This is a genomic window from Pseudoalteromonas sp. ND6B, assembly GCF_000764215.1.
GTDB classification, from domain to species: domain Bacteria; phylum Pseudomonadota; class Gammaproteobacteria; order Enterobacterales; family Alteromonadaceae; genus Pseudoalteromonas; species Pseudoalteromonas tetraodonis.
Genome location: NZ_JQFL01000057.1, coordinates 94,451 through 120,094 on the forward strand (window position 1 = coordinate 94,451; position 25,644 = coordinate 120,094).

The window sequence follows — 25,644 nt, forward strand, 5'->3', positions numbered from 1 at the left end:
AGAAACTACTCGCGATGATAAGGATGGTTGTTATTTAAGCTCCAGCCTCTGTAGAGGCTTTCAGCAACAATAATGCGTACTAAAGGGTGTGGGAGCGTTAAATTTGATAACGACCATTTTTGCTCAGAGGCAGCAATACACTCTGGGGCTAAGCCTTCAGGTCCGCCAATTAATAAACTGACATCGCGACCATCTAGTTGCCACTTTTCCATGTTTTTCGCTAGTTGATGAGTATCCAGTGCTTTACCGGTTACTTCTAGTGTGACAATACGATTGCCTTTAGGTATGGCGGCTAAGGTTTTTTCACCTTCAATGTGCAAAATACGCTTTATATCGGCATTTTTTCCACGTTTACCAGCAGGGATCTCAATGAGTTCCAATGCCATATCTTTGGGAAAGCGGCGTTGATACTCTGCAAAACCTGTCTCTACCCATGCTGGCATTTTTGTACCAACAGCAATCATTTGTATTTTCACGACGTTACTTCCAAGCGTTGTCTAAAATAGGGAGCAATTAGCCCCAAAGCTTTTCTAGATCGTAATAGCTACGTGCTTGATCTTGCATAACGTGAACAATCACATCACCTAAATCAACGAGTGCCCATTCACCATCGCTTTGGCCTTCATACCCTAATGGCTCTTCACCAGCGTGGCGAGCTTCTTTTGCTAAGTTATCAGCAATTGACAATACATGACGTCTTGATGTGCCTGAACATACAATCATGTAATCGGTTACGTCTGAGCTGCCAGTTACGTCAAGTTGAATCACATCACGTGCTTTCATATCGTCAATTTTGTCTAGTGCAAAAGCGAGTAGTTGTTTCGAATCCAAGGTTTTGTCTCAATTTAAAATTTAATAGCGGTTATTTTAACACGCTGAGGGGTTTATACCAATCACTCTTGATAAAGCTGGTGCTGCTTAATATAGTGACTCACGGCGTCGGGTAATAGTTCACTCTTTTTAGTACTTTTTTTAAGGGCTTGACGGATCTCGCTGGATGCGGCATCCAGCTGTTCCCCCTCTAAAAAGTAAAGGTGTCCGGCATTTGTTTTGTTGAGCAGAGAAATATCGTTGGTCACAGCCTGCTGTTTGTAGTTTTTAAGTTCCCCCAGTACATGGCAGCTTTGGCCAGGGCGTTGATACACCACCAGATGACAAAGGCGAGTTATTGTTTGCCATTGATACCATTTATCGAAATTGTTGAATGAGTCCATGCCAATTAAAAATAAAATAGGGGTATCGGGGTTTTCTGCTCTTAGCTCTTGCAAACTTAATAAAGAATACGACGGGCCGCTGCGTTGCAGTTCTCGTAAATCAAGCTTGAACTGCGCATAAGGTGTAATTGCGGCTTTAAGCATTGCTATACGATGCTCGGTGCTGATCCCCGGTGCTGCTTTGTGCGCAGGTATTGCACAGGGCATAAAATAGAGTGAGTGTAATTTAAAGGTCGCAACGCATTGCTGCGCCATATTAAGGTGTCCCAAATGAACGGGATCAAAAGTACCACCAAAAATTGCAATCATGTATTTCCCTTTACTGACGGTTACTATGGCAGGGAAGTGGAATATCGAGCGGTTGGCAGAACTTAATGCAAATATGCGCCAATGCTTGGTAAGGGGCAATCAATGCACCTTGCTTGTAACTTGCATCAAACAATGCCAGTTCACTGCTAATATTCTCTAGGGTATGAATGTTTAGCCTGTTAATGGCTGTTTGTACTGGCGCTTGTTGATTTTTCCAAATAGCTTTTTGTTTAAATAAGGTTGCTAATGACTCACCTTGCAATAATCCCTGCTGCACACTCAATAATGTATTAAGGTCTTTATTGATAGCCCATAAGATACTCACAACCTCAGTGTTATCACTGGCAAGTTTGTTGAGTACTTTTATAGCCTGAGCGGTGTGGCCGTTTAAAAGCGCATCACTTAAATCAAAAATATCAAACTTAGCTTGGTTTAGTAGTCCTTGCATCACCAGTTGTTGCGTGATCAGAGCGTCACCGTGTATTAATGCTAGTTTTTCAAGCTCTTGGTAACACGCAAGTAAGTTGCCTTCAGTGGCATTAATCAAACTGAGTTTGGCCTCGTTTTGAATATTTAGTGACAAACGTTGGCACTGCTCATCAAGCCAACGCTTTAAGTGATTTCCGCTAAGTGGGTAACAGGGTACAAATAACCCATGCTTATCAAGTGCTTTAAACCACGCGCCGCGCTGAACATCTTGACTGGCCTTAGCGCCTTTTACGATTAAGATCGTATCAGGGTTTTCAAGCTCTACTATTTTTTTAAAGGTGTTTGCGCCGGGTGTCCCCGGTTTTTGCTGGTTTAAATCAAGCTCAATAATAGTGCGCGCGCTAAACAACGACATACTTTGGTATTGCGCGATTATTTCTTGCCAATCAAAGCCCTGAGCTAAAGTGAATTTAATTACTTCATCAAATCCTTGTGCCTTTGCCGTGTCGCGAATGAGCTGTACACATTGCGCTTCTTGAAAAGGCTCTTCGCCAAAAACCAAATAAAAAGGTTTTAAGCCTTTTTTTAATTCACTCGATAGCTGATTTGCATAACAACGCATTATAGTTGCGACAACTCTCTAACAATACGACGACTCGCTTGTTGGCGAATTTCGCTAATTAGCAGCTCAAGCTCTTTTGCTTTTGCTAGTGCGTTATCTGGATCGTCTTGGTAGTTACGGTATAACTCAAAGCGTTTTTCGATGGCTTTTTGTTTCGGGCGTTTTACTACATAACTTACGCTGTATGCCAGTTCGTACTCAGCTACTTGTCCGTTTTGGAACAACGATAAGGTTTGACGCTCTAGTTGTTCTTTAAATAAATAAAGCTGCGCTGATTGTTTACTTGCAGGCACTAAAGTGACATCGCTCATAGCCAGTTCGCTTTGCAAATAGCTAAATAAAGCAGATTTTTGATCATCCCCCACAAGCGTTAGCTGTTTTAAATCATCGGGTAGGCTTGATGTTTTTTTAAGATGAAAGCCACAGCTCGATAACAAAAAACAGACTAGCACTAAGGCTAGTCCGTTTTTAATGGCGTTTAAAGCAGCCATATTAGTTAGCTACCACGTTAAGTAATTTACCTGGTACATAAATGACTTTGCGTATCGTTGCACCATCAGTAAATTTAGTCACGTTAGACTCTGCAAATGCCAAAGCTTCTACTTGCTCTTGCGTAGCATCAGCAGCCACTGTTAGTTTTGCACGCAGCTTACCGTTTACTTGTACGATGATTAGTTTTTCATCTTCAACAAGAGCAGATTCGTCAACTTTTGGCCATGCCGCATCTAAAATATCACCTTCTTTACCTAGGTCTTGCCATAATTGATGCGATAAATGCGGTGTAATAGGTGCCAGCATAATTATTAATGCTTCCAGTGCCTCGTTAGCAATGGCAACATCTTGTGTATCGTTTAAAGGCGCTTTTAATAGTTTGTTTGAAAGCTCCATAATTGCGGCAATAGCGGTGTTAAAGGTTTGACGACGCTCTACATCATCGCTCACTTTTGCGATTGCTTTGTGTAGCTCACGACGTAGTACTTTTTGCGGGTTAGTAAGCGCCGATTTATCAAGTGCTTGGTAACCTACTGTTTTAACATCTACCGCATATTTCCACACACGCTTTAAGAAACGATGTGCGCCTTCAACGCCTGAATCTGACCATTCAAGTGTTTGCTCTGGTGGTGCAGTAAACATCATAAATAAACGCACTGTATCTGCACCGTATTGGGCAATAACTTCTTGTGGGTCTATACCGTTGTTTTTCGACTTAGACATTTTGCTCATGCCAGATGAGAACACCGGTTCACCATCATCTTTATGCCATGCCTTAGTTACGCGACCTTTGTCGTCGGTTTCGGTGTTTACATCACTTGGCGAAATCCAAATGTCGCCACCTTTTTCATCTTTACGATAAAATGTTTCAGCAAGTACCATACCTTGACAAAGTAAGCGGTCGAATGGTTCATCTGAATTAACTAAACCAAAGTCACGTAATAATTTGTGGAAAAAGCGCGAATATAATAAGTGCAATATAGCGTGCTCAATACCACCAATGTATTGGTTTACTGGTAACCAGTAGTTAGCTGCTGCAGGGTCTAACATGCCTTCGTCATGACGTGGGCTACAGTAGCGAGCGTAATACCACGATGATTCCATAAAGGTGTCAAAAGTATCTGTTTCGTGAGTAGCGGGTACACCGTTTACAGTTGTTTTAGCCCAATTTGGATCGGCTTTAATTGGCGATGTAACACCATTCATTACCACATCTTCTGGTAAACGCACAGGGAGCATATCTTCAGTGGCAGCAAGCTCGTTCCCGTCTTCATCGCTCAGCATTGGGATTGGAGAGCCCCAGTAACGTTGGCGGCTTACGCCCCAATCGCGAAGACGGAAGTTTACTTTACGCTCACCTACACCTAATGCTTCTAATTTGTCGGCAACAGCGTTAAAGGCGTTTTCAAAATCAAGGCCATCAAATTCACCTGAGTTAACCAGTACGCCTTTTTCGGTGAATGCTTCTTTGCTTAGGTTTACTTCAAGCTCTGAACCTTCAGCAGGGGCAATAACTTGTTTAATATCGAGGCCATAAGCGGTGGCAAATTCAAAGTCACGTTGGTCGTGCGCTGGTACTGCCATTACCGCGCCTGAGCCGTAATGCATCAATACAAAGTTTGCAACCCAAATAGGCACTTGCTCGCCCGTTAATGGATGCGTGGCGTAAAAGCCCGTTGCAATGCCTTTTTTCTCCATGGTTGCCATATCCGCTTCGGCAACTTTAGTGTTTTTACACTCTTCAACAAACATCGCAATCGCGTCGTTGTTTTTAGCCGCTTCTTGCGCGATTGGGTGGCCACCGGCAACGGCTAGGTATGTCACGCCCATAAACGTATCTGGACGAGTGGTGTATACACTAAACTTTTCGTTATTGTCGGTACGCGTAAACTCGATATCTAACCCTTCAGAGCGACCAATCCAGTTGCGCTGCATGGTTTTAACTTGCTCAGGCCAATCTTCTAGTTTGTCTAAGTCGTCTAATAGCTCTTGAGCATAGTCGGTAATTTTTATAAACCACTGTGGAATTTCTTTTTGTTCCACTACCGCACCTGAACGCCAACCACGACCATCAATTACTTGTTCGTTAGCTAATACTGTTTGATCCACAGGATCCCAGTTAACCGTTGACATTTTTTTGTACACTAGGCCTTTTTCGTAAAGCTTAGTGAAGAACCATTGTTCCCATTTATAATATTCTGGGTGGCATGTCGCAATTTCGCGATCCCAGTCGTAGCCAAACCCTAATTGCTTAAGTTGGTTACGCATGTAATCAATATTTTCGTAAGTCCACTTTGCAGGGGCTGTTTTATTTTTAATAGCCGCGTTTTCTGCAGGTAAACCAAACGCATCCCAACCCATAGGTTGCATTACGTTTTTGCCTTGCAAGCGCTGAAAGCGAGAAACCACGTCACCAATGGTGTAGTTACGCACATGACCCATATGCAGTCGACCACTTGGGTAAGGAAACATTGAGAGGCAGTAGTACTTTTCTTTGCTCTCGTCTTCTGTGACTTTAAATACTTGGTTTTCTTCCCAGTAGCGTTGGACTTTTGACTCTATGTCTTGTGGGTTATATTGCTCTTGCATTTACGTTTCCAAACTTCTTGCATACTAATAAAAAATTGTCGATAGGATACCCCAAATAAAGCGTTATTCACAGCGCCAAAGCGGCGCTTTTTATAAATTTGCCGCTAAATTAGTTTTCAGTGCAGGTTAACCTATACTTATCTATGTTAGGAGTCAGTTTTAACTTAGCGTTTGTTAATCTTTTTAGTTGAGTTTACACGCAAGTATTTGAGGTTTAAGCTAGGGTCTGTTGATCTTTGTGGATTACAATTTGTTCAAACTAGGGGCGATTTAATCGCGACGCGAGGTTTGTAACCTAGTGGGCTAAGTAAAAACCGAGCAACAAAGAGTAAATCACCCCTAGGCAGAACCCTTCGGGCAGCGCCTGTTTGGCATTGATGCTGCGTTATCGCCTATTTATGGGGAATAACCACACCACATAGGCTCTGCCTTGCCTAAATACCAAACAGACTGCTGCAAATTTAACCTTAAAAGGTCAACAGACCCTAAACAAAGCCTGTATGGTGTTGTTTTTATCAACAGCTAATAGCGCCGTATAAATATCAGTCCCCTCACAATTTTGAAGGAGTAAAAAATGGCAGATTACAGAGCATGGCTAAGCGATTTAACCGATTGGTTAAAAGATGTAAAAGAGCATGAAGTTAAAGCAGCAGTAAAGCGATTTATTGAATCCGAGCAGGCACTTAAAGATTTAGGTGAAGAAAAATATTATCTTTATCGTAATTACCTAATGCGTGACATTTCTCATCTACAAGAAAATAACAACTACTATAATTCGCTTGCATGGCAGGAGCTTAAAGAGTCATTGTGGTTTGAGCTTTCTCATATTGAAGACAAAACACAACTTGAATGGCAGTCATTAAGTGAAGATTTTAAGCATAATGGTGTTTATCACGCAGGTGAATGGATAGCCATGGGCACATTAGTATGTAAGAATTGCAACCATAGTTACGATGTTTATCATGCAACGCAAATTATTCCGTGTACACAGTGTGATGGCATCTATTTTAGCCGCCAGGCTTTACAACCTTAAATATGAATATTGAGTGGCTTATATAGCCACTCAATACGTTCAAAATCTAGCGAATATGCTGGTAAAAAAAGAAGTTAGAATGACGAAAAAATTGCTGCCACTACCCGTATCAAATCTTGCACCGAGTATTTCATCGAGCCATGTAAACACTTGCATGAGTAATCCATACCCTGAGCAACTTACCTTTATAGGCCAACAACGTGCGCAAAGTGCATTGGACTTTTCTTTAGGAATGGACCTACCCGGTTATAATGTTTATGTAATGGGAGAGGCGGCACACGGGCGTTTTACTTTAGTAAAAGACAAATTAAAACAACACGCTAAAGAGCGCACAACACCGCACGAATGGTTATATGTTAATAACTACGACGATCACCGTGAGCCTATTGCGTTATTTATGCATGCAGGGCAAAGCAAACAATTAGCCGATGATATTGACTCATTTATTGATGAAGTGCTCGACACTTTTCCTGCTGCATTTGATAACCCAGCCTATCAGCGTAAGAAAAAATCGATAGACCGTGAATTTAACGATGCTTACGACGGTGCAATTACCGCGGTAGAAATAGCCGCGCTTGAACAAAGCGTGGCACTAATTGAAGAAAAAGGCGTAGTCGGCTTTGCACCGCTGATTGATGGTAAACAACTTACCGATAATGAGTTTTCTGATCTTGAAGATGACTTACGCGAGATGTTTTTTGAGCGTATAGAAAAATTAGAAGATGCCCTCATTGAAGCGCTTATTGAGTTACCGCGCTGGAAACGCGAGTCGAAAGAAAAGCTCCGCAACCTTAAAAAGTCTACTGCTGAGCAAGCCACTAAACCGTTATTAAAAGATTTAGAACATAAATATGCCAGCCATATTGGTGTACTGCGTTATTTAAAAGATATACGTGTAGAAATTATTGATGCCGTCCTTGAATGGCTTGATGATGAAGGTGAAAGCGAAGAAAACAAAGAAGACTTTGATCGTAAAGGCATGCTTACCGACTTTTTTGCGCCTAATATTTTGGTCGAATATAAAGAAGGCGATGCGGCACCGGTTGTTTACGAGCCGAACCCCACTTTTGGTAATATTTTTGGCAAAATTGAATATGCCACATCGCAAGGGTCGTTAATTACCAGCTATCGATCAATTCAACCAGGTGCATTGCACCGCGCGAATGGCGGCTATTTAATTATGGATGCTGAAAAAGTAATGGCTCAACCCCAAGTGTGGGATGGGCTAAAGCTGTCGCTAAAAACGCATCAAATAAAAAATGATTTACCTTATCAAGACAGTGTAGTTGGCAGTAGCTTTACGCTTCGCCCGCAGTTAATACCGCTTGATGTGAAAATTATTTTACTCGGCTCACGTGAACTCTATTACACCATCGGTGAATACGACGAAGAATTTGCCGAGTTATTTAGAGTACTTGCCGATTTTGATTATTACTTACCAAGCAGCGATAAGCTGCAGTATCAGTTTATTACTAAAGTCAGTGATTACTGCGAGCAAACATTAAAGTGCACGTTAAACGAATCAGCAATGGTGCGATTGCTTAAGTTTAGTTATCGCCAAGCTGAGCACCATAATAAACTCTCAGCCCGTTTTGCTGATGTACTAGAGCTTGTGGCTGAGGCTAGTTTTTACGCTAAGCAAGATAAGCTGACGGTGATTGATGCTCGCCATATTGACGAAGCGATTGAAGGCAAACAATACCGTACAGGGCAAATTAGTGAAAATATGCTCAGCGATATAAAAGAAGGCCACACCTTAATTGCGACCGACGGGCAAGCCGTAGGTAAAGTAAACGGTTTAACGGTACTGCACATTGGTGATACTTCGTTTGGTACACCTGCACGCATTACCGCCACTGTTTATGCGGGTGCTGATGGCGTTATTGATGTGGAACGCGAAGCTGAGCTGGGTAAAGCAATTCACTCAAAAGGGGTAATGTTGCTTACCGGTTATTTAGGTAACAAATATGCGCAACACTTTAGCTTAACACTCAGTGCGAATATAGCCATTGAACAAAGCTATGGCTACATAGATGGTGATAGCGCCTCTCTTGCTGAACTTTGTGCGCTAATATCGGCGATCACCAGTTTACCAATAAGCCAATCTATTGCACTAACTGGCTCTATTAATCAGCATGGTGATGTGCAAGCAATCGGTGGCGTAAATGAAAAAATAGAAGGCTTCTTTAAGCTATGTAAAATGCGTGGCTTAACGGGTGAGCAAGGCGTTATTATTCCAAAATCAAACCAAGTTAACTTAGTACTTGATGATGAAATACTCAATGCGGTTGAACTGGGTAAATTTAATATTTTCGCCGTTGAAACAGTTGACCAAGCGCTAAACTTACTAATGGACATTGACGCGGGTGACATGATTGATGAGCAGTACCCAGAAGATTCAGTGAATGGCATTGCATTAGCACGATTAAAAGACATTGCTGATATTGTTAACGGCGATAACAGCGACGATAAAGACGACTCAGAAGATGAAAAAGGGGAGTTATGATCAATATTATTTTACTGATTGTTATCGCTATTTTTTGCGTTTTGATTTTTAAAAACAGTAAAAAAGCCAAGCAGCAAGCAATCGCTAATGCGCAAATTGAAAGTGATTACTTAATTGCCAATGCAAAGGTAGAAGGCGTTCAAGAAACCGCGTCTGGCTTGCAATATAAAATAATCCATAAAGGGGATAGCGAAAATACACCTAGCTCAACGAGTATGGTGAAAGTGCATTATCACGGCACTTTAATCGACGGCACTGTATTTGACAGCTCAGTGGAGCGTAAAACTCCGATTAGCTTTGGCTTGCACCAAGTTATAAAAGGCTGGACTGAGGGTCTGCAACTGATGAGCCCGGGCGATAAATTTCAGTTTTATATACCGCACCAGCTTGCCTATGGTGAAAAGCGGGTAGGGAGTATACCTCCTGCGTCATTGCTTATTTTTGAGGTGGAATTACTGGCTATTGAGTCGTAATTTTAAGGTAAAAAATACTTTAAGCCCTGCTTTAATCAAGTAGGGCTTTTTTATTTGCTCTTATCAGTCAATCCTACTCAAGAATTTAAAATATCAGTCGATACCTAAAATAGTGACAAATTCATTTTAGGGATAAAATAATGAAGATTTCAACCAGCTCAATCCAATATCAAGCATCTAATTACAACAACCAGCTTTTAATAGAATCAGAACAGCAACGCATTGATGATAAATCAGAGGAAGAACCTGACTATGTTTTATCAGAGTTTTTAGATGCAAAGGTTCAAAAATACAGCGAAGATAACGCAACATTTGCTGAGCAATATCAAAATTTAGAAAAGGCATATAAATATTCACCCAGCAAGTGGTTGCATTGCAAGAACAAGTAAATAAGCTTAAGCAGAGTACGGTACAACGCAGTTTAACCATAGATAATAGCCAATATGGGCCAGCTGAAGGCGATAGTCGCTTAACTATGGATGCTGAGCATATGGGAGCTAAAAAGTATAAAACCGAGCAACAACAAGAAGAGATAAATAGATTGGAGCTGCAACTTAGTGAGGTAAAGTCACAGCAGGCAGCAATAAAACAACAAATTATTGAGCTAGTAATCAACGAAATGAAAAGGCGAGGCGACGACTTTACTATTTAACCAAAGTCTAACTGTATTAGTTCAGGTTATTTAACCTTGTAATGTACGCAGAAAAGTTAGTTTTTAAACTCAATTTTTTCTACCTCAAGCCTAAATTCTCCCGCTTGTTTACCTGCAATCATAAACCCAAGCTGCTTTATATCTTTAAAGTTAATTGTAGGTTGTTGTTCAAGTAAGCGGCCGCGATAAGTAAGCTGAAAATCCTCAGGTAAAAACTCAATATTAAGCCACTCGTTCTTTGTGGTACTAAACGAGCGGGTATAAGCCGCACCATCCATGTACTCATTGGTTCTTAAACGTAATTGATAGGTTTGACCATCGCCCTTAATACGTAGCATAATTTTAGTGATGTCTTGGCTTTGTACATCCAATAGCGTTCGAATAGAAGCAAACCCGCCATTGTTTGCAAGCGATACATTGCCTGTAAACACTAAATTGTCGTTTTCATACAAAACCTGACTATTAGAAATGCCACCCATCACCGAATCATTCACTACATACCAGCGAGCATTGGCGTTTGCCTCGGTTGTGGCAAACAGTAAGTTAAAAACGAAAAGTGATGAGAGTTGTTTGGTTGTCATAAGCTCTTCCTCGTAGCTTTTATATTTAATACGATACGATAGATTAATTGTTCACTCTTTTAAGAATTAATCTATTACTAGCGGCTATTTTCAATGTGAACTCTCGTTATCCATTTTATTCGCTTGAGCAAAAATTAAAAAGCGCGTAATTTAATCGCGTTACCTATTTTAATAACAAGTATAATAATGAAAGCACAAGAATTAGAACAATTAGCGTTATCTAAAGCCGAAACTCGAGAAGTGATCACGCCATATGCCTTTGAGGTTGATAATGCTTTACTTGGCTTGCCTTTGGCTTCGCCGACTCGGCGCGCATTAGCTATGATTATTGATGTTGCATTAATATTCATAGCTGCAAAGCTCAGTGCGACTATTATTGCATTCGTTGCTGCGATGGCTTTTTACAAAGGAACGGCGCAGCAATACCTTCCTAAAATGTCGAGTGTGTGGCGAAGAATATTAAAAATAGTAGCAGCAAGTATTTTATTTGTAAGCGCTCTTGCTGTGCTTTCAATTGGCATAGATTACTTAGAAGGCGATGACCCTGTTCAAGGCTTAACTGTTAAAGGCTTAAAAATACAGGATGACATTCAGCTTACCTCCACAGAAAAAAAGCAGGTAAATGCCTACTTAGTGCAAACAGCCGACGAAAGCTGTGAGCAACTTTGCCAACAAAATGCGCTTGATAATTTGATAGGGCAAGTACCCAAATTAGCCGAAATGGACGACTTACAAAACCCACAACTTGCAAAAGCATTTTTACAATTATTAGTGTTTGGTGAAAATAATGAATTAAAGCTTGCGCAGTTAATAGAAGATAAACCCGCACAAACAAGCACGCACAGTATTTTGCAGTGGGGTAAAGGTATTATTCAAGATTTAGGTTTGGGTTTTGGCTGGGCGGCTGTGTACTTCACACTGTTTTCTTTATTATGGCGCGGTCAAACCCCTGGTAAAAAGCTCTGTAACACCCGAGTGGTTGCATTAAGTGGTGAACCGCTGGGTTTACTTGATTGTTTTGGCCGCTACGGTGGTTACGGCGCAGGTTTTGCCACCGGCTTGTTAGGCTTTTTACAAGTGTACTGGGACCCAAACAGACAAGCTATTCAAGATAAAATATCAGCCACGGTGGTTATTAAAGGGAGTATTAACCAAGTTGTAAATGTGCAAACGGTAGAAGAGACTGTTAAAAGTTAATTTTGCTCTTATTACAAGGATGGTTATGAAAGCTTTATTAATTGTATTTATTAATCTGTATTTTATTACGGTTTCGTATGCGTCAGAAAATATTGTGTTCGCAAAAACGCATCAGCTTACGTCTGTTATTTTAGGTGAGCAACGCAGCTTTAGCGTTTATTTACCGCCAAGCTATAATGAAAACCCTAATAAAGTATATCCAGTTATTTACTTGCTCGATGGTGACCAAACACATCTAAAAGCCGTAGCTGGGCTAGTAGAGGCACTTAGTACGGACCGGCTAGAGCAGCAAATACAGCAAGCAATTATAGTAGCCATTCCTAATAGTAAAAATGCGATAAGAGAGCGTGACTTTACCCCAACCAATGTTGATTGGACATTTAACGGTAAACTCCTAGAAAGATTTGAAAATATCGGCAACGCCTTAAACTACAGCGCCTTTTTTGAAAAAGAACTTATTCCACTCATTAATAAAAATTACCGGACATCAACTAAACGCGTATTAATTGGCGAGTCTTTCGGTGGCTTATTTGCCAGCTATGTATTGCTTACCAACCATGCGCTATTTACAGATTACTTAATTATTGATGCAACCTATCTGTGGGATAATAACTACCTCAATCGTTATTTTAATGATAACCAATTTATAAATAAGCAGCTTAACGGCAATGTGTATTTTACCTTTGCAAATAATGTCGAAGCGTTTGGCGAAATTGGTAAAACAAATTACCAATGGGGTTTAGCGTTTGCTAAAAAGTTAAAAGCGCACCCGAGCGATAATTTAGTTATAAATCAACGTTATTTTGAAGATGAAACCCATGGCACAGTCGCCGCACTTAGTTGGTATTATGGGATTAAAGAATTATTAAGTAACTAGAAACCTAGTTTTATAAGAATAAAAATATTTAGATTATTTTTAAGGAAAGGCTATGAACGATGACAGCTATGATTGGGTTTTAGCTCCTCATATGATTGAAACATCATATCTATATTTGAAGGCATCAGAGCTTATGTGGAGTCATTCAATTAGTATTTCGATAGCTAATGCAGCATTAGCTTTGGAGATATTACTTAAAAGCTTTAACTGCAAAGTAGTAAGCAATGATGGATTAATAAACGAAAAATATCAATTTAACGCTAAGGTTCTTAATAAAAAAGAAAATGCACATGATTTGGTGTATCTATTTAATGCGTTACCAACTTCAATTAAGCATAAATTTTCAAGCGACCTTTCATTGATACTGATTGAAAGATATCGACATACCTTTATTGAAAGTCGCTATATTTATGAGAAAAATGCAATTACTGGGGGAACAACTGCATTAATGGACATGACAAGTCGTCTTTTAAAGAAAACAATCTCAATTTATCTTGAAAGAGGGTGTACTGATCAATGGATAAAAAATTACCCTGATGTTTAAATCTTACTAAATTATTGGGGTTGTATTTATATACTGATAGCTGACAACCGACAGCTATCAATTCCATTCATTTTCTAAACCTAACCCCAAATCCAATCATACCCAACAACACCATTACTCCCCACACAACCATATTGCCGTATTGGCTATACACGCTATCCCCTTGTATGAGCTTTATATTGGCTTTAAGTGTGGTAGCTTCAAACTGTGGCATAGTTTGACGTGTTTGGCTTATGGGGTCATATACACCGCTTATGCCGTTGTTGGTAACACGTACCAATGGGCGCTGTAGTTCAAGGGCGCGCATGCGGGCAATTTGCATATGCTGGTGGGGGCCGATTGAATCACCAAACCAGGCATCGTTGCTTACGGTAAATAGTAAATCAGAGTCGCTTTTGTAGTTACCCCGCACTAAATCGGCAAAGACTATTTCATAGCAAATAGCGGGCAGTAGATTAAAGCCATTCGCGCGTAAGTTATTTTGCACTTTATCACCGCGAGAGAACGACGACATAGGTAAATCAAATAACGGAGCTATAGGGCGCAGTATGTCTTCAAAGGGAACAAATTCACCAATAGGCAATAACTGATGCTTTTGATAGCGGTTACTATCTAAGTAACGGTAGTGGCCGTGTTCATTATTTTGCTCTTTGTTACCGACCACAATCAGCGTATTAAAAATGGTTCTTGTATCGCGTTGGTAATCGACAATACCCGTTACTAGCGCGGTTTTATTAAATGAGGCGGCACTGTCTAAGCCTGCTAAATATGAATCAGCGAGGGCTTCTATTTCAGGGACTGCGGCTTCAGGCCACACAATTAAATCAGCATCCCAGTGACGGCGCGTCATATCCTGATACTTACTCATGGTGGTCCAAAACTCACTGGGGTCAAAGCGCAAGTGTTGTTTTATATTACCTTGTACAAGCAGCACAGAAAGGTCTTTATTGGAGTAATGGGGTGCCTTTGTAAAATGTGCACCTGCAAAAGCTAAAACAACCACAGCAGCGGTAATAGCAGGCACTTTATATTGTTTTTGGGTTAAGCTGTACAATGCAAAACCAATGGCAATACATAATAGCGTGAGTCCAAATTCACCAATAAAAGGAGCAAGGGCATTCAGTGGGCTATCTGTTTGTGTATAACCAAAGCTTAACCAAGGAAAACCGGTTAATAGCTTGGCTCGCAAATACTCACTAATCGCAAAACAAGGGAGTAGTAGCGCTGCACAACTTATGGAGCTGTTTGAAAAACGAGTGGTTGCCCACAGCGCCAACGCAGGAAATAATGCAAGGTAGCTGCACAGTAATACCATTAACGAAATGGAAGCGATAAGTGGCATACCACCAAAGGTGGCAATAGATACATGCACCCAGCTAATGCCTGCACCAAACCAGCCTAGACCAAATATAAAGCCATATTTAGCCGCGGTTTTAGCGTGTTTTTTTCCAGTGAGGTTTGCAGGGATACAATAAAATAATCCGGCCAAGCTAAAAAATACAATTGGCCAAAGACCAAAAGGCGCGTAGCTAAAAGTCAAAACAAGGCCCGCAACCAGTGCGAGCCATGCTTTTTTATCTTTTGCTAGTAGGGTGAGGCTAGTTAGCAGTTTCTTCACTGTCGTTATCATCAGCCTTAGGAATGGTGACTTGCAGTTGTAATATACGACGGTTATCAGAATTAGTTACTTTAAACTGAAATCCGTCTATATCAATGGTTTCGCCACGACTCGGCATATGGCCAAAGGCATGTAATACGGTACCACCAATAGTATCGGCGTCTTGCGAACTATAGCCTGATTTAAAATGCTCGTTAAAGTCATCTACAGGGGTTAGTGCTTGCACAACGTAAACATGTTTAGCTAGTTGACGAATATCTTGTTGTTCTTCTTCTTCATCGTGCTCATCTTCGATTTCGCCAACAATGATCTCAAGAATATCTTCAATGGTGACCAAACCAGATACGCCGCCGTATTCATCAATCACAATCGCCATATGGTAGCGTTGCTGACGAAATTCGTTAAGCAGGGTATCAACCCGTTTACTTTCAGGCACCACCATAGCTGGACGTAAATAGTCACGTAGCGATGGTAAATGCTCATCTTTGTTTAAAATGAGAGGTAATAAGTCTTTTGCGAGTAAAATCCCTTCTACATGGTCTTTATCTTCACACACAACCGGAAAACGAGAGTGGGTAGAGTCAACCATCATAGGTATATGCTCTTCAAGCGGGCTATCAATTTCCAAAGTGACCATTTGTGAGCGCGGTATCATAATATCTCGCACTTTAAGCTCAGACACACCAAGCACACCTTCAATCATTTCTTTGGTTTCAGGATCGATTACATCCCGCTCTTGGGCATCGGCAATCACCTCAACCAGCTCTTCTCTATTCTGGGGTTCCCCTTGCAACATGTGGGTTATACGGCCCAGCCAAGTCCTGCCAGAAGAACCCTGGCTAGATTGCGAGTTATCGTCGCTCATTACGTCTAATTGCTCCGTTTATTTAAATATCGTCCCGGTATGGGTCTGCTATGTTTAGTTCAGCAAGTAATTGCTTTTCTATACTTTCCATCTCTAACGCATCTTCACTCTTTATATGGTCAAATCCAAGTAAATGCAAGCATCCATGAATAACCATATGGGCAAAGTGGTCATGAAATGACTTTTCTTGCTCTTGCGCCTCAGCCAAAACGATGGCTGGACAAATAATTAAGTCACCCACAAGTGGGATATCAATGCCCGGTGGCGCTTCAAATTCAAACGATAATACGTTGGTAGGCTTATTTTTACCACGGTAGTCATTATTGAGCTGTTGCGACTGTGCTTCATCGCTAATGACAATGGTCAGCTCAGACTCATCGCGGTATTGGCTAAGTACTTTATCGGCCCACATTGCAAACTGCTCAAGGCTGGGTAAGTTGTCAAACTCACACGCTATTTGTAAATCAAGTTCTGTTTTCACGGTATTACTCTTTAGTCGCAGGTTGCTCATGGGCGGCAAGCGCTTCTTTAGCTTGTTGTTTCTCTAATCGCTTAAGGCGCTCACGTTCATCGTTGCGCTCATAGGCTTCAACAATACGTGCTACCACAGGGTGGCGTACTACATCATGCGATTTGAAAAAGTTAAAGCTAATTTCATCAACGCCATCTAATACTTCAATAGCATGACGAAGGCCAGAGCGCGCGCCACGAGGTAAATCAACTTGGGTTATGTCGCCGGTGATCACCGCTTTAGAATTAAAGCCAATACGGGTTAAGAACATTTTCATTTGCTCTGTGGTGGTATTTTGGCTTTCATCTAAAATAATAAACGCATCATTAAGTGTGCGTCCGCGCATATAAGCCAGTGGCGCAATTTCGATGATGTTTTTTTCAATCAGCTTTTCAACACGCTCAAAGCCAAGCATTTCAAATAAGGCATCGTAAAGTGGGCGTAAGTAAGGGTCTATTTTTTGGCTTAAATCACCGGGTAAAAAGCCAAGTTTTTCACCCGCTTCAACCGCAGGGCGAGTGAGCAATATACGACGTATTTCTTGGCGCTCTAGTGCATCAACTGCCGCCGCAACGGCAAGATAGGTTTTACCTGTACCCGCAGGGCCAATACCAAAGGTAATGTCGTGGTGCAAAATATTAGCAACATACAAGCCTTGGTTATCGTTACGCGGTTTAATAACGCCACGACGGGTTTTAATCATCATTTCTTTGCCGTAGGCGCTACTTGAGGTGTCTTGCTCAAGCGCTTTAGACTCAGTGATGGCTAAATGGACGTTGTCAGGCTCAATTTCGCCAATTTCCCCACGGACAGGCTGAGTATCAATATAAAGGTTTTTTAAGATCTCTACCGCGCCGGCGCTACTGTGTAGTTTACCGGTTACTTTAAAAAAGTTATCACGATGAATAATTTCAACACCTAGACGGCGTTCAATTTGTTTGATGTTTTCGTCAAACGGGCCACATAATGAAGAAAGGCGTTTGTTGTCGGCAGGTTCTAAATAAATCTCTAATGTTTTTAACTGATTACTCAAAATTACTTCCTATTACAGTGCGCCAGCGTTAACTGGCACAATGAATTTTTGCAACTAAGGTACGAAAGTAGCAACGCCAATTTCGTTAGCTGTCTCGGTTTTTTGCTCACTCGCTGCTTTGGTTAAAATAGCAGAAGGGGCAATTTCGCGGCGTAAGTTCATTTCTGATTCTGTACGAATTAAATCGCCACGTAAAGAGTTTGGTAGTGCCTCGGTAATACGTACATCAACAAACTGACCGATCACTGTGTGTGGGCCAACAAAGTTAACTACACGGTTGTTTTCAGTTCGGCCACGTAATTCCATTGGGTTCTTCTTAGAAGGACCTTCAACTAAAATACGTTGTTCGGTATCAAACATTTGGCGGCTAATTTGCTGTGCCATTTGTGTAATACGGTTTTGTAATAAGTACAGGCGCTCTTTTTTCTCTTGCTCGGTTACGTCATCTGGCAAATCGGCCGCTGGCGTACCTGGGCGTGCACTGTAAATAAAGCTAAAGCTCATATCAAAACCAATATCGTTGATAAGGTTCATGGTCGCTTCAAAATCGGCCTTGCTTTCACCTGGGAAACCTATGATGAAATCTGACGACATACTTAAGTTAGGGCGAATTTTACGTAGCTTACGAATAGTTGATTTGTACTCAAGTGCAGTATGGCCGCGTTTCATTAAGTTTAAAACACGATCTGAGCCACTTTGTACTGGAAGGTGTAAGTGATCAACCAGCTCAGGTACATCGGCATACGCATCAATAATGTCAGGCGTAAACTCAACGGGGTGTGAAGTGGTGTAACGAATACGGTCAATCCCGTCAATTGCAGCCACTAAACGAATTAGATCTGAGAAATAGCAAATTTCACCATCGTGTGTATCACCACGGTACGCATTTACGTTTTGACCTAGTAAGTTAACTTCACGTACGCCTTGCTCGGCTAACTGTGCAACCTCTAATAACACGTCATCAACAGGGCGACTTACTTCTTCACCACGCGTGTAAGGTACAACACAGAAAGTACAGTATTTAGAACACCCTTCCATAATTGATACAAACGCAGAAGGACCTTCTGCTTTTGGCTCAGGAAGACGGTCAAATTTTTCAATCTCTGGGAATGAAATATCAACCACTGATGACCCTTTGTTACCTTGCACTTGTTTGATCATTTCAGGTAAACGGTGCAATGTTTGTGGGCCAAAAATAACATCGACAAACGGCGCGCGTTGACGAATTGAATCGCCTTCTTGCGATGCTACACAGCCGCCAACACCAATAATTAGGTCTGGTTTGTCATCTTTTAATAACTTCCAACGACCTAATTGGTGGAATACTTTTTCTTGCGCTTTTTCACGAATTGAACAGGTGTTAAGTAATATAACATCAGCATCAGCAGCTTCTTCAGTTAGCTGATAGCCGTTGGTCGCATCTAGAAGATCAGCCATTTTCTGAGAGTCGTATTCGTTCATCTGACAACCCCAGGTTTTAATATGCAGCTTTTTGCTCATTGAAATATAGCCTCGTGTTCAATTCGATAGTGGCACAAACATGTGCTAGAAACAGGTATAAGTGGCGCAATTATTAAATTTTGCTCGACTTAAAGGACGCGTATTTTAGCTGGATACACGCTCAAAACCAAGTATAGATTTCATGTTTGTGATCTGAAATCAATATAGTATGGGTTTAATAATAGAATTAAGCGAAGCGCTCACACTGAGCAAACTAATTACGATACAATCTAAGCAGAGTTAAGTCAGAATTAAAATGATGAAAAACATGACTAAAAATAATGTAATTGTAGTAGGGGGCGGCATGGTTGGTGCCGCTATGGCTATTAAATTAGCGCAACAAGGTAAAGCCGTACGTGTTATTGAAAAACACCCAATAGATGCATCACTAGTGCTTAGTAGTGATGCAGTTGATATACGTGTATCAGCTATTAACCGCTTTTCGGAAAAACTGCTTGATCAGCTTGGTGCTATGCCATTGCTGCGCGAAAATAGACTCGCTCCCTATGAGCAATTAGAAGCTTTTGAGCGTGGTAACGATCATTTATTATTTGATTGCCATGCCATCAATACCACGCATTTAGGTCATTTAATCGAGAATAAGTTAATTCAAGCAAGCTTATGGCAGCAATTTGGGCAGCATAATATTGAAATGATTAATCCTTCATCGGCTTTAACTGCAATAGAGCAAAACCCTGATAGCATTACCTTGCACTATAACGAACAAAGCTATACTGCTGATTTAGTCATTGCAGCCGATGGTGGGCAATCACAATTACGTAGCAAAGCCAATATTGGTATAACTGGGTGGCAATATCAGCAGCATTGTATGGGCGTGCTAATAAAGCTCGATGCACCACAACAAGTTAAAACATGGCAGCAGTTTACACCTACAGGGCCTGTTGCGTTTTTACCTATGCAAGCACCTTATGCAAATTTAATTTGGTATGACGATGCAAATACCCTCAAAGCATTTAAAGCCCTACAACCTAGCGAATTAAAGGCTCATATTATTGAAAAGTTTCCAAAGCTTGCTGGTGATTTTGAAGTACAAAGTCATGCTATATTTCCTCTAGCAAGGCAGCATGCCAATAATTATTCACAAGGGCGACTCGTTTTAGTGGGTGATGCGGCGCACACCATTAATCCTCTGGCAGGACAGGGCGTTAATTTAGGCTTTCAAGATGTGGCTGCCTTAGCTGAAGTGTTGCGTACAGCTGATGATGTAGGTTGCCCGCTAATGCTTAAAGAGTACGAACGTAGTCGTCGTAACGCTAATTTATTAATGATGAGTATGATGGATGCTTGCTACTTTGGTTTCTCAAACCAAATAGCCCCATTAAAATGGGCGCGCAGCACATTTTTAAAGTTAGCTAATAATACAGGGCCGGTAAAAAACTGGGTATTAAAATACGCAATAAGTGGTGAGCTTAGTTAGTTGATGAAAAGGCTCAAATTTGGGTCTTTTTTTATATCTGAAAAAATGTGGTATTGGATTATAAAAGTAAAAATATTAGTGATTTTGAAGCTAATGTGGGGGGCAATCAAAAAAGTGTGCAAATTGGCTGGGATACCAGGATTTGAACCTGGGAATGCCAGGATCAAAACCTGGTGCCTTACCGCTTGGCGATATCCCAACTCTAAATTTGGATGAGTTTTAGTTCTACTTAAGAACATGGTGCGGAAGGAGAGACTTGAACTCTCACATCCTAAGATACTGGAACCTAAATCCAGCGCGTCTACCAATTCCGCCACTCCCGCAGTTCTTATTCTTATACAACATTCTTTGGTAGAAGAAGTTGGCTGGGATACCAGGATTTGAACCTGGGAATGCCAGGATCAAAACCTGGTGCCTTACCGCTTGGCGATATCCCAACTAAGAAATTGCTGATAATTTTAATTCTTATCAAGAATGTGGTGCGGAAGGAGAGACTTGAACTCTCACATCCTAAGATACTGGAACCTAAATCCAGCGCGTCTACCAATTCCGCCACTCCCGCATAAAAATTTATGTTTATACTCCTAACAGAGTATTTCTTAATTCAACATTCTTTGGTAGAAGAAGTTGGCTGGGATACCAGGATTTGAACCTGGGAATGCCAGGATCAAAACCTGGTGCCTTACCGCTTGGCGATATCCCAACTAAGAAATTGCTGATAATTTTAATTCTTATCAAAGAATATGGTGCGGAAGGAGAGACTTGAACTCTCACATCCTAAGATACTGGAACCTAAATCCAGCGCGTCTACCAATTCCGCCACTCCCGCATATCACTTTGAATTAATCAAAGAAATGGTAGTTATTTTAAGCTCTTCATTGAGCTGCAATTTAACTCTTGCAGAGCCACTTCTAAAAAAGAAATGGTGGCTAAGACGGGATTTGAACCTGTGACCCCATCATTATGAGTGATGTGCTCTAACCAGCTGAGCTACTTAGCCATTGTTGGCTGGGATACCAGGATTTGAACCTGGGAATGCCAGGATCAAAACCTGGTGCCTTACCGCTTGGCGATATCCCAACAATAAACAATTGATAGTTTTAATTCTTATCAAGAATATGGTGCGGAAGGAGAGACTTGAACTCTCACATCCTAAGATACTGGAACCTAAATCCAGCGCGTCTACCAATTCCGCCACTCCCGCATTATCACTTTGAATTAATCAAAGAAATGGTAGTTATTTTAAACTCTTCATTGAGCAACAAAAAATAAATGGTGGCTAAGACGGGATTTGAACCTGTGACCCCATCATTATGAGTGATGTGCTCTAACCAGCTGAGCTACTTAGCCATCTTTTTTGTTAACACTTCATCGCTGAGTGCGGGGCGTATTATGCTGATATGCCCCAAATTCGTCAACACCTTTTTTGCAAAAAAACACTTAAGTTGGTTTGTTTGCAGGAAAAATAGGCTAACCGGCTACTTTTTAATTAAAACGTTGCTTTTTTAACACTCCTTATGAGCTGAGTATTATAATTTTAGCTTTGCTTTACGTTTGAAAGCTTATTACTAGGGTAGACTAATATTCGGCTGAAAATAAAAAAGGCCCGTAAAAACGAGCCTTTTAAAACAATTAGCCACTCAAGGTGGTGCAGTGTTTAATTATACATTGAACAAGAAGTTCATTACATCGCCATCTTTAACAATGTATTCTTTACCTTCTTGACGCATTTTACCTGCTTCTTTTGCACCGCTTTCACCTTTAAATGCAATAAAGTCATCAAAAGCAATTGTTTGTGCGCGGATAAAGCCACGTTCAAAGTCGGTATGAATTTTACCCGCTGCTTGTGGTGCTGTTGCACCCACTGGGATAGTCCATGCACGTACTTCTTTAACACCCGCAGTAAAGTAGGTTTGCAAATGTAGTAGCTCATAGCCACCACGAATAACAAGGTTAAGTCCTGGCTCTTCAAGACCAAGGTCAGCCATAAACTCTAATTTGTCTTCTTCGTCAAGCTCAGATAGCTCAGATTCGATAGCTGCACACACAGGCACAACAACCGCATCTTCAGCAGCCGCTATTTCACGGACACGATCTAGCAATGGGTTATTTTCAAATCCGTCTTCAGCCACGTTAGCAATATACATAGTTGGCTTAATAGTTAAGAAGTTAATAGGCGCAATGGCTGCTTTTTCTTCTTTTGTTAGCGCTAAAGAACGTAAAGTTAAGCCTTCATCAAGATGCACTTTTACTTTTTCAAGTACCGCATTTTGCTCTTTTGCGTCTTTATCGCCACCTTTTGCTTTTTTTGCATTACGGAACATTGCTTTATCGGCACTGTCCATATCAGCAAGTACTAGCTCGGTGTTGATCACGTCAATATCGTCAGCAGGGTCGATAGTACCCGCTACGTGAATAACGTTTTCATCTTCAAAACAACGAACTACATGGCCAATCGCATCTGTTTCACGGATATTTGCTAAAAACTGATTGCCTAGGCCTTCACCTTTCGATGCACCTTTAACTAAACCTGCAATATCCACAAATTCCATACTGGTTGTAAGAATACGTTGTGGGTTAACAATTTTAGCAAGTTCGTCTAGGCGAGGATCTGGCACCGGTACCACACCTGTATTAGGTTCAATGGTACAAAAAGGAAAGTTAGCGGCTTCAATACCCGCTTTAGTCAATGCATTGAAAAGTGTTGATTTACCAACATTAGGCAAGCCAACGATGCCACATTTAAAACCCATAGTAAGATACCTTGTTTAGATTCGTTTAATACGTGCGACCGTATACCCAAAAATTAGGGTTTAAACGAATGTAGTCTGTTTTGTGCTTTTAACACACCGTCTTTAGCAAGTATTTCCATACAACGAACTGCTTCATCAACTGCGGCATCCATTTTTTCTTGATCGTCTTTGGCTGCTTTACCAAGCACCCAACCGGTGACCATTTCGCGATGTCCTGGATGACCTACACCTATGCGTAAGCGCATAAAGTCTTTTTGATTTGCCATTTTTGCAATAATGTCTTTTAAGCCATTATGACCGCCATGTCCGCCGCCTTTTTTTAATTTAGCAACGCCCGGGTCTAAATCCAATTCATCATGGGCAACAAGTATGTCTTCCACGGGGATTTTAAAAAAATTGGCTAAACTACTCACCGCTTTGCCACTTAAGTTCATGTAAGTGGTGGGGATCAGTAATTTGAATTCTTTGCCTTGAATAATCACTTTGCCAGTAAGGCCGTGATATTTAGGGTCGTGTTTTAGCGTGCAGTTGTAGCGTGCAGCGAGTTCTTGAATGAACCAAGCACCTGCGTTGTGGCGTGTATTTGCGTATTCGGGGCCTGGATTAGCCAGGCCCACAAGCATTTGAATAGAATTCAAGGTGCGAGACCTTAAATATTATTCTGCAGCGTCTGAAGCGTCGTCTTCAGTTGGAGCTGCTTTGTTAGCTTTGATAGTAACGATAGACTGATCGTGGCCTTCGCCTTTACCAAGCTCAACAGATTGAACACCTTTAGGGAACGCAAGATCTGTAAGGTGGATTGAATCACCAGCAACAAGATCAGATACGTCTACTTCGATGAATTCTGGAAGTGACTTAGGAAGACAAGAAATCTCAACTTCAGTTAACTGGTGAACAACAGTTGCACCTAACTTAGTTACTTTCTCTTCACCGATGAAGTGTAAAGGAACCTTAGTTACTAGTTTATGAGTTGCGTCTACACGTTGGAAATCAAGGTGAGTAAGCTTAGGCTTGAAAGGGTGACGTTGGATATCTTTTAAGATTGCTTCAACTTTCTCGCCACCTACATTTAATGTAAGGATGTGAGTGTAAAAGCCTTCGTCTTCTTGTGCTTTGATCATATCTTTATGAGCAAAAGTAAGCGATACCGCTTCTTTATCAGCTCCATAAAGGATTGCCGGCACTTTGTCTTCGCGACGTAGGCGGCGGCTCGCACCAGTACCAGTTTCTACGCGAAGTTCAGCGTCATAAGTATAAGTTGTGTTAGACATGATGTCTCCAATAATTAAAAGTGTTAGGGCCTTTGCGACCAAGGTCCCTAGCCAAAAGGCGCGCTATCATACCACTGCGGGTTTATAAAATAAACATCGCTTACAAAAAAAGCGCCAAAAGGCGCTTTTATACTCATTAATGTTTAACTTTAGTGTTCAAACATTGCCGAGATAGATTCTTCGTTGCTAATGCGACGAATAGTCTCTGCTAACATATCTGCAAGCGTTAATACTTTAACAATATCAAGCGCTTTTAGTTCGTCAGACAGTGGAATTGAGTCAGTTACAATCACTTCGTCAATCACAGAGTTACGTAAGTTTTCTGCAGCTGTACCAGAAAGAATAGGGTGAGTAGCGTAAGCAAATACACGTTTAGCACCATGCTCTTTAAGGGCTTCAGCGGCTTTACACAATGTACCACCGGTATCAATCATGTCATCAACAATAATACAATCGCGGCCTTCAACGTCACCAATAATGTGCATTACTTGAGAAACGTTAGCTTGAGGGCGACGTTTATCGATAATTGCTAAGTCGGTATCGTTTAATAGTTTTGCAATTGCACGGGCACGCACCACGCCACCAATATCAGGTGATACAACAACCACGTCATCAAAGTCGCGGTTTTTCATATCTTCTAATAGTACAGGGCTACCAAATACGTTATCCACTGGTACATCAAAGAAGCCTTGGATTTGCTCAGCGTGTAAATCAACCGTAAGAACGCGGTCAACACCTACACTTGATAAGAAATCCGCAACCACTTTAGCTGTAATTGGTACACGGGCAGAACGTACGCGACGATCTTGACGAGCATAACCAAAATAAGGGATAACAGCAGTGATACGACCGGCAGATGCACGGCGTAACGCATCAACCATAACGATAAGTTCCATCAGGTTATCGTTAGTAGGGGCGCAGGTTGATTGCAAGATAAAAACATCCGAGCCACGAACATTTTCATTAATTTGAACACTGATCTCACCGTCACTAAAACGGCCAACAACAGCATCGCCTAATTCAATATATAAACGTTTTGCAACTTTTTGAGCTAGGTCAGGTGTTGCGTTACCAGCGAAGAGCTTCATGTCAGGCACGGTAGGGTTCCTCAGGCACTGAATTTTTGGACTAACTTAC

The 25,644-nt window shown here is 41.2% G+C and carries 25 protein-coding genes and 10 tRNA genes; 9 read left to right on the forward strand and 26 right to left on the reverse strand.

Translation table 11 applies throughout. The annotated features are described in order from the left end of the window. Positions 1-5: 5 nt before the first annotated feature. The 6 genes from rlmH to leuS form a co-directional block, all read right to left on the reverse strand. Positions 6-476: a 23S rRNA (pseudouridine(1915)-N(3))-methyltransferase RlmH gene (gene rlmH / locus ND6B_RS06390; RefSeq protein ID WP_002958522.1), complete on the reverse strand. Its 471-nt coding sequence runs from the start codon at positions 474-476 to the stop codon at positions 6-8. Positions 477-513: 37 nt separating this feature from the next. Then, on the reverse strand, positions 514-831 hold the full coding sequence (gene rsfS, locus ND6B_RS06385) for a ribosome silencing factor (protein WP_013465348.1): 318 nt from the start codon (positions 829-831) through the stop codon (positions 514-516). 62 nt (positions 832-893) lie between these two features. Beyond that, positions 894-1,523, reverse strand: coding sequence for a nicotinate-nucleotide adenylyltransferase (gene nadD / locus ND6B_RS06380; RefSeq protein WP_033103794.1), 630 nt, complete (start codon positions 1,521-1,523; stop codon positions 894-896). A 10-nt stretch (positions 1,524-1,533) separates the two neighbouring features. Further along, on the reverse strand, positions 1,534-2,574 hold the full coding sequence (gene holA / locus ND6B_RS06375) for a DNA polymerase III subunit delta (RefSeq protein ID WP_033103795.1): 1,041 nt from the start codon (positions 2,572-2,574) through the stop codon (positions 1,534-1,536). Further along, positions 2,574-3,065, reverse strand: coding sequence for an LPS-assembly lipoprotein LptE (locus tag ND6B_RS06370; RefSeq protein ID WP_033103796.1), 492 nt, complete (start codon positions 3,063-3,065; stop codon positions 2,574-2,576). The genes holA and ND6B_RS06370 overlap by 1 nt, the downstream gene beginning before the upstream one ends. Before the next feature lies 1 nt (position 3,066). Beyond that, positions 3,067-5,655, reverse strand: coding sequence for a leucine--tRNA ligase (leuS, locus tag ND6B_RS06365; RefSeq protein WP_033103797.1), 2,589 nt, complete (start codon positions 5,653-5,655; stop codon positions 3,067-3,069). 574 nt (positions 5,656-6,229) lie between these two features. On the opposite strand from leuS, the gene ND6B_RS06360 reads away from it, so the two are divergent. The 5 genes from ND6B_RS06360 (at position 6,230) to ND6B_RS20410 (ending at position 10,319) form a co-directional block, all read left to right on the forward strand. After that, a complete protein-coding gene (locus tag ND6B_RS06360) occupies positions 6,230-6,688 on the forward strand; it encodes a zinc ribbon-containing protein (protein ID WP_016898941.1) in 459 nt (152 codons plus the stop codon). A gap of 79 nt (positions 6,689-6,767) precedes the next feature. Then, entirely contained in the window at positions 6,768-9,194 is a 2,427-nt protein-coding gene (locus ND6B_RS06355; RefSeq protein ID WP_008467997.1) for a Lon protease family protein, read from the forward strand. Further along, the gene (locus tag ND6B_RS06350) at positions 9,191-9,667 is read left to right on the forward strand and encodes an FKBP-type peptidyl-prolyl cis-trans isomerase (protein WP_033103799.1); all 477 of its coding nucleotides are present in this window, start codon (positions 9,191-9,193) and stop codon (positions 9,665-9,667) included. The genes ND6B_RS06355 and ND6B_RS06350 overlap by 4 nt, the downstream gene beginning before the upstream one ends. 140 nt (positions 9,668-9,807) lie before the next feature. Continuing rightward, entirely contained in the window at positions 9,808-10,056 is a 249-nt protein-coding gene (locus ND6B_RS20405; protein ID WP_235420495.1) for a hypothetical protein, read from the forward strand. Further along, positions 10,041-10,319, forward strand: a complete 279-nt coding sequence (locus ND6B_RS20410) for a hypothetical protein (protein WP_235420496.1) — start codon at positions 10,041-10,043, stop codon at positions 10,317-10,319. The genes ND6B_RS20405 and ND6B_RS20410 overlap by 16 nt, the downstream gene beginning before the upstream one ends. Positions 10,320-10,375: 56 nt before the next feature. Here ND6B_RS20410 and ND6B_RS06345 read toward each other — a convergent pair whose 3' ends face one another. Beyond that, on the reverse strand, positions 10,376-10,900 hold the full coding sequence (locus ND6B_RS06345; protein ID WP_033103800.1) for a CIA30 family protein: 525 nt from the start codon (positions 10,898-10,900) through the stop codon (positions 10,376-10,378). Positions 10,901-11,086: 186 nt separating this feature from the next. Here ND6B_RS06345 and ND6B_RS06340 point away from each other — a divergent pair, with 186 nt between their 5' ends. The 3 genes from ND6B_RS06340 to ND6B_RS06330 are packed head-to-tail and all read left to right on the forward strand — an operon-like array spanning position 11,087 to position 13,518. Further along, a complete protein-coding gene (locus ND6B_RS06340) occupies positions 11,087-12,097 on the forward strand; it encodes an RDD family protein (RefSeq protein WP_033103801.1) in 1,011 nt (336 codons plus the stop codon). A gap of 25 nt (positions 12,098-12,122) precedes the next feature. Continuing rightward, the gene (locus ND6B_RS06335; protein WP_033103802.1) at positions 12,123-12,974 is read left to right on the forward strand and encodes an alpha/beta hydrolase; all 852 of its coding nucleotides are present in this window, start codon (positions 12,123-12,125) and stop codon (positions 12,972-12,974) included. A 52-nt stretch (positions 12,975-13,026) separates the two neighbouring features. Beyond that, a complete protein-coding gene (locus ND6B_RS06330; protein ID WP_024601599.1) occupies positions 13,027-13,518 on the forward strand; it encodes a hypothetical protein in 492 nt (163 codons plus the stop codon). A 67-nt stretch (positions 13,519-13,585) separates the two neighbouring features. Here the strand turns inward: ND6B_RS06330 and lnt are convergent, their stop codons facing one another. From lnt to miaB, 5 genes are read right to left on the reverse strand one after another with little or no spacing between them, the layout of a single operon-like run. After that, the gene (lnt, locus tag ND6B_RS06325) at positions 13,586-15,136 is read right to left on the reverse strand and encodes an apolipoprotein N-acyltransferase (protein ID WP_200882087.1); all 1,551 of its coding nucleotides are present in this window, start codon (positions 15,134-15,136) and stop codon (positions 13,586-13,588) included. Beyond that, positions 15,117-16,001 carry a CNNM family magnesium/cobalt transport protein CorC gene (gene corC, locus ND6B_RS06320; protein ID WP_013465334.1) on the reverse strand — a complete coding sequence of 295 codons (885 nt, stop codon included), beginning with the start codon at positions 15,999-16,001 and terminating at the stop codon, positions 15,117-15,119. The genes lnt and corC overlap by 20 nt, the downstream gene beginning before the upstream one ends. A 22-nt stretch (positions 16,002-16,023) precedes the next feature. Next, the gene (gene ybeY, locus ND6B_RS06315; RefSeq protein ID WP_008115159.1) at positions 16,024-16,482 is read right to left on the reverse strand and encodes an rRNA maturation RNase YbeY; all 459 of its coding nucleotides are present in this window, start codon (positions 16,480-16,482) and stop codon (positions 16,024-16,026) included. Positions 16,483-16,486: 4 nt separating this feature from the next. Then, positions 16,487-17,545 (reverse strand): PhoH family protein, encoded by a 1,059-nt coding sequence (locus tag ND6B_RS06310; protein ID WP_008115160.1) that lies wholly within the window; start codon positions 17,543-17,545, stop codon positions 16,487-16,489. A gap of 54 nt (positions 17,546-17,599) precedes the next feature. Next, positions 17,600-19,045: a tRNA (N6-isopentenyl adenosine(37)-C2)-methylthiotransferase MiaB gene (miaB, locus tag ND6B_RS06305; RefSeq protein ID WP_008467975.1), complete on the reverse strand. Its 1,446-nt coding sequence runs from the start codon at positions 19,043-19,045 to the stop codon at positions 17,600-17,602. Positions 19,046-19,301: 256 nt separating this feature from the next. Between miaB and ND6B_RS06300 the strand changes: the two genes are divergently transcribed. Next, on the forward strand, positions 19,302-20,483 hold the full coding sequence (locus ND6B_RS06300; RefSeq protein WP_033103804.1) for an FAD-dependent monooxygenase: 1,182 nt from the start codon (positions 19,302-19,304) through the stop codon (positions 20,481-20,483). A 124-nt stretch (positions 20,484-20,607) separates the two neighbouring features. On the opposite strand, the gene ND6B_RS06295 is transcribed toward ND6B_RS06300, so the two are convergent. From ND6B_RS06295 to ND6B_RS06230, 14 genes are all read right to left on the reverse strand, one after another. Next, positions 20,608-20,682: transfer RNA gene (locus ND6B_RS06295), tRNA-Gln, on the reverse strand. A gap of 39 nt (positions 20,683-20,721) precedes the next feature. After that, a tRNA-Leu gene (locus ND6B_RS06290) sits at positions 20,722-20,806 on the reverse strand. A gap of 39 nt (positions 20,807-20,845) precedes the next feature. After that, a tRNA-Gln gene (locus ND6B_RS06285) sits at positions 20,846-20,920 on the reverse strand. Positions 20,921-20,960: 40 nt separating this feature from the next. Next, positions 20,961-21,045: transfer RNA gene (locus tag ND6B_RS06280), tRNA-Leu, on the reverse strand. Between the two features lie 66 nt (positions 21,046-21,111). Then, a tRNA-Gln gene (locus ND6B_RS06275) sits at positions 21,112-21,186 on the reverse strand. Positions 21,187-21,227: 41 nt separating this feature from the next. Next, positions 21,228-21,312: transfer RNA gene (locus ND6B_RS06270), tRNA-Leu, on the reverse strand. 94 nt (positions 21,313-21,406) lie between these two features. Further along, positions 21,407-21,483 (reverse strand) — tRNA-Met (locus tag ND6B_RS06265). Between the two features lie 5 nt (positions 21,484-21,488). Then, positions 21,489-21,563, reverse strand: a tRNA-Gln gene (locus ND6B_RS06260). Between the two features lie 39 nt (positions 21,564-21,602). Then, a tRNA-Leu gene (locus tag ND6B_RS06255) sits at positions 21,603-21,687 on the reverse strand. A 69-nt stretch (positions 21,688-21,756) separates the two neighbouring features. After that, positions 21,757-21,833 (reverse strand) — tRNA-Met (locus tag ND6B_RS06250). A 311-nt stretch (positions 21,834-22,144) separates the two neighbouring features. Then, entirely contained in the window at positions 22,145-23,236 is a 1,092-nt protein-coding gene (ychF, locus tag ND6B_RS06245; protein ID WP_008467970.1) for a redox-regulated ATPase YchF, read from the reverse strand. 53 nt (positions 23,237-23,289) lie between these two features. After that, entirely contained in the window at positions 23,290-23,874 is a 585-nt protein-coding gene (gene pth / locus ND6B_RS06240; protein WP_008467968.1) for an aminoacyl-tRNA hydrolase, read from the reverse strand. Positions 23,875-23,892: 18 nt separating this feature from the next. Next, the gene (locus ND6B_RS06235; RefSeq protein WP_013465331.1) at positions 23,893-24,507 is read right to left on the reverse strand and encodes a 50S ribosomal protein L25/general stress protein Ctc; all 615 of its coding nucleotides are present in this window, start codon (positions 24,505-24,507) and stop codon (positions 23,893-23,895) included. Positions 24,508-24,656: 149 nt separating this feature from the next. After that, positions 24,657-25,604, reverse strand: coding sequence for a ribose-phosphate pyrophosphokinase (locus ND6B_RS06230; RefSeq protein ID WP_008115168.1), 948 nt, complete (start codon positions 25,602-25,604; stop codon positions 24,657-24,659). Between the last annotated feature and the right edge of the window lie 40 nt (positions 25,605-25,644).

What these genes read in the sequence shown, in the direction of transcription:
- ND6B_RS20405 (WP_235420495.1), top strand. Translation starts at nt 9,808, where the DNA reads ATGAAGATTTCAACCAGCTCAATCCAATATCAAGCATCTAATTACAAC.
- ND6B_RS06340 (WP_033103801.1), top strand. Translation starts at nt 11,087, where the DNA reads ATGAAAGCACAAGAATTAGAACAATTAGCGTTATCTAAAGCCGAAACT.
- ND6B_RS06300 (WP_033103804.1), top strand. Translation starts at nt 19,302, where the DNA reads ATGATGAAAAACATGACTAAAAATAATGTAATTGTAGTAGGGGGCGGC.
- ND6B_RS06360 (WP_016898941.1), top strand. Translation starts at nt 6,230, where the DNA reads ATGGCAGATTACAGAGCATGGCTAAGCGATTTAACCGATTGGTTAAAA.
- ND6B_RS06370 (WP_033103796.1), bottom strand. Translation starts at nt 3,065, where the DNA reads ATGGCTGCTTTAAACGCCATTAAAAACGGACTAGCCTTAGTGCTAGTC.
- ychF (WP_008467970.1), bottom strand. Translation starts at nt 23,236, where the DNA reads ATGGGTTTTAAATGTGGCATCGTTGGCTTGCCTAATGTTGGTAAATCA.
- ND6B_RS06235 (WP_013465331.1), bottom strand. Translation starts at nt 24,507, where the DNA reads ATGTCTAACACAACTTATACTTATGACGCTGAACTTCGCGTAGAAACT.
- ND6B_RS06330 (WP_024601599.1), top strand. Translation starts at nt 13,027, where the DNA reads ATGAACGATGACAGCTATGATTGGGTTTTAGCTCCTCATATGATTGAA.
- ND6B_RS06345 (WP_033103800.1), bottom strand. Translation starts at nt 10,900, where the DNA reads ATGACAACCAAACAACTCTCATCACTTTTCGTTTTTAACTTACTGTTT.
- miaB (WP_008467975.1), bottom strand. Translation starts at nt 19,045, where the DNA reads ATGAGCAAAAAGCTGCATATTAAAACCTGGGGTTGTCAGATGAACGAA.
- ND6B_RS06335 (WP_033103802.1), top strand. Translation starts at nt 12,123, where the DNA reads ATGAAAGCTTTATTAATTGTATTTATTAATCTGTATTTTATTACGGTT.
- nadD (WP_033103794.1), bottom strand. Translation starts at nt 1,523, where the DNA reads ATGATTGCAATTTTTGGTGGTACTTTTGATCCCGTTCATTTGGGACAC.
- ND6B_RS06355 (WP_008467997.1), top strand. Translation starts at nt 6,768, where the DNA reads ATGACGAAAAAATTGCTGCCACTACCCGTATCAAATCTTGCACCGAGT.
- corC (WP_013465334.1), bottom strand. Translation starts at nt 16,001, where the DNA reads ATGAGCGACGATAACTCGCAATCTAGCCAGGGTTCTTCTGGCAGGACT.
- leuS (WP_033103797.1), bottom strand. Translation starts at nt 5,655, where the DNA reads ATGCAAGAGCAATATAACCCACAAGACATAGAGTCAAAAGTCCAACGC.
- holA (WP_033103795.1), bottom strand. Translation starts at nt 2,574, where the DNA reads ATGCGTTGTTATGCAAATCAGCTATCGAGTGAATTAAAAAAAGGCTTA.
- ND6B_RS06350 (WP_033103799.1), top strand. Translation starts at nt 9,191, where the DNA reads ATGATCAATATTATTTTACTGATTGTTATCGCTATTTTTTGCGTTTTG.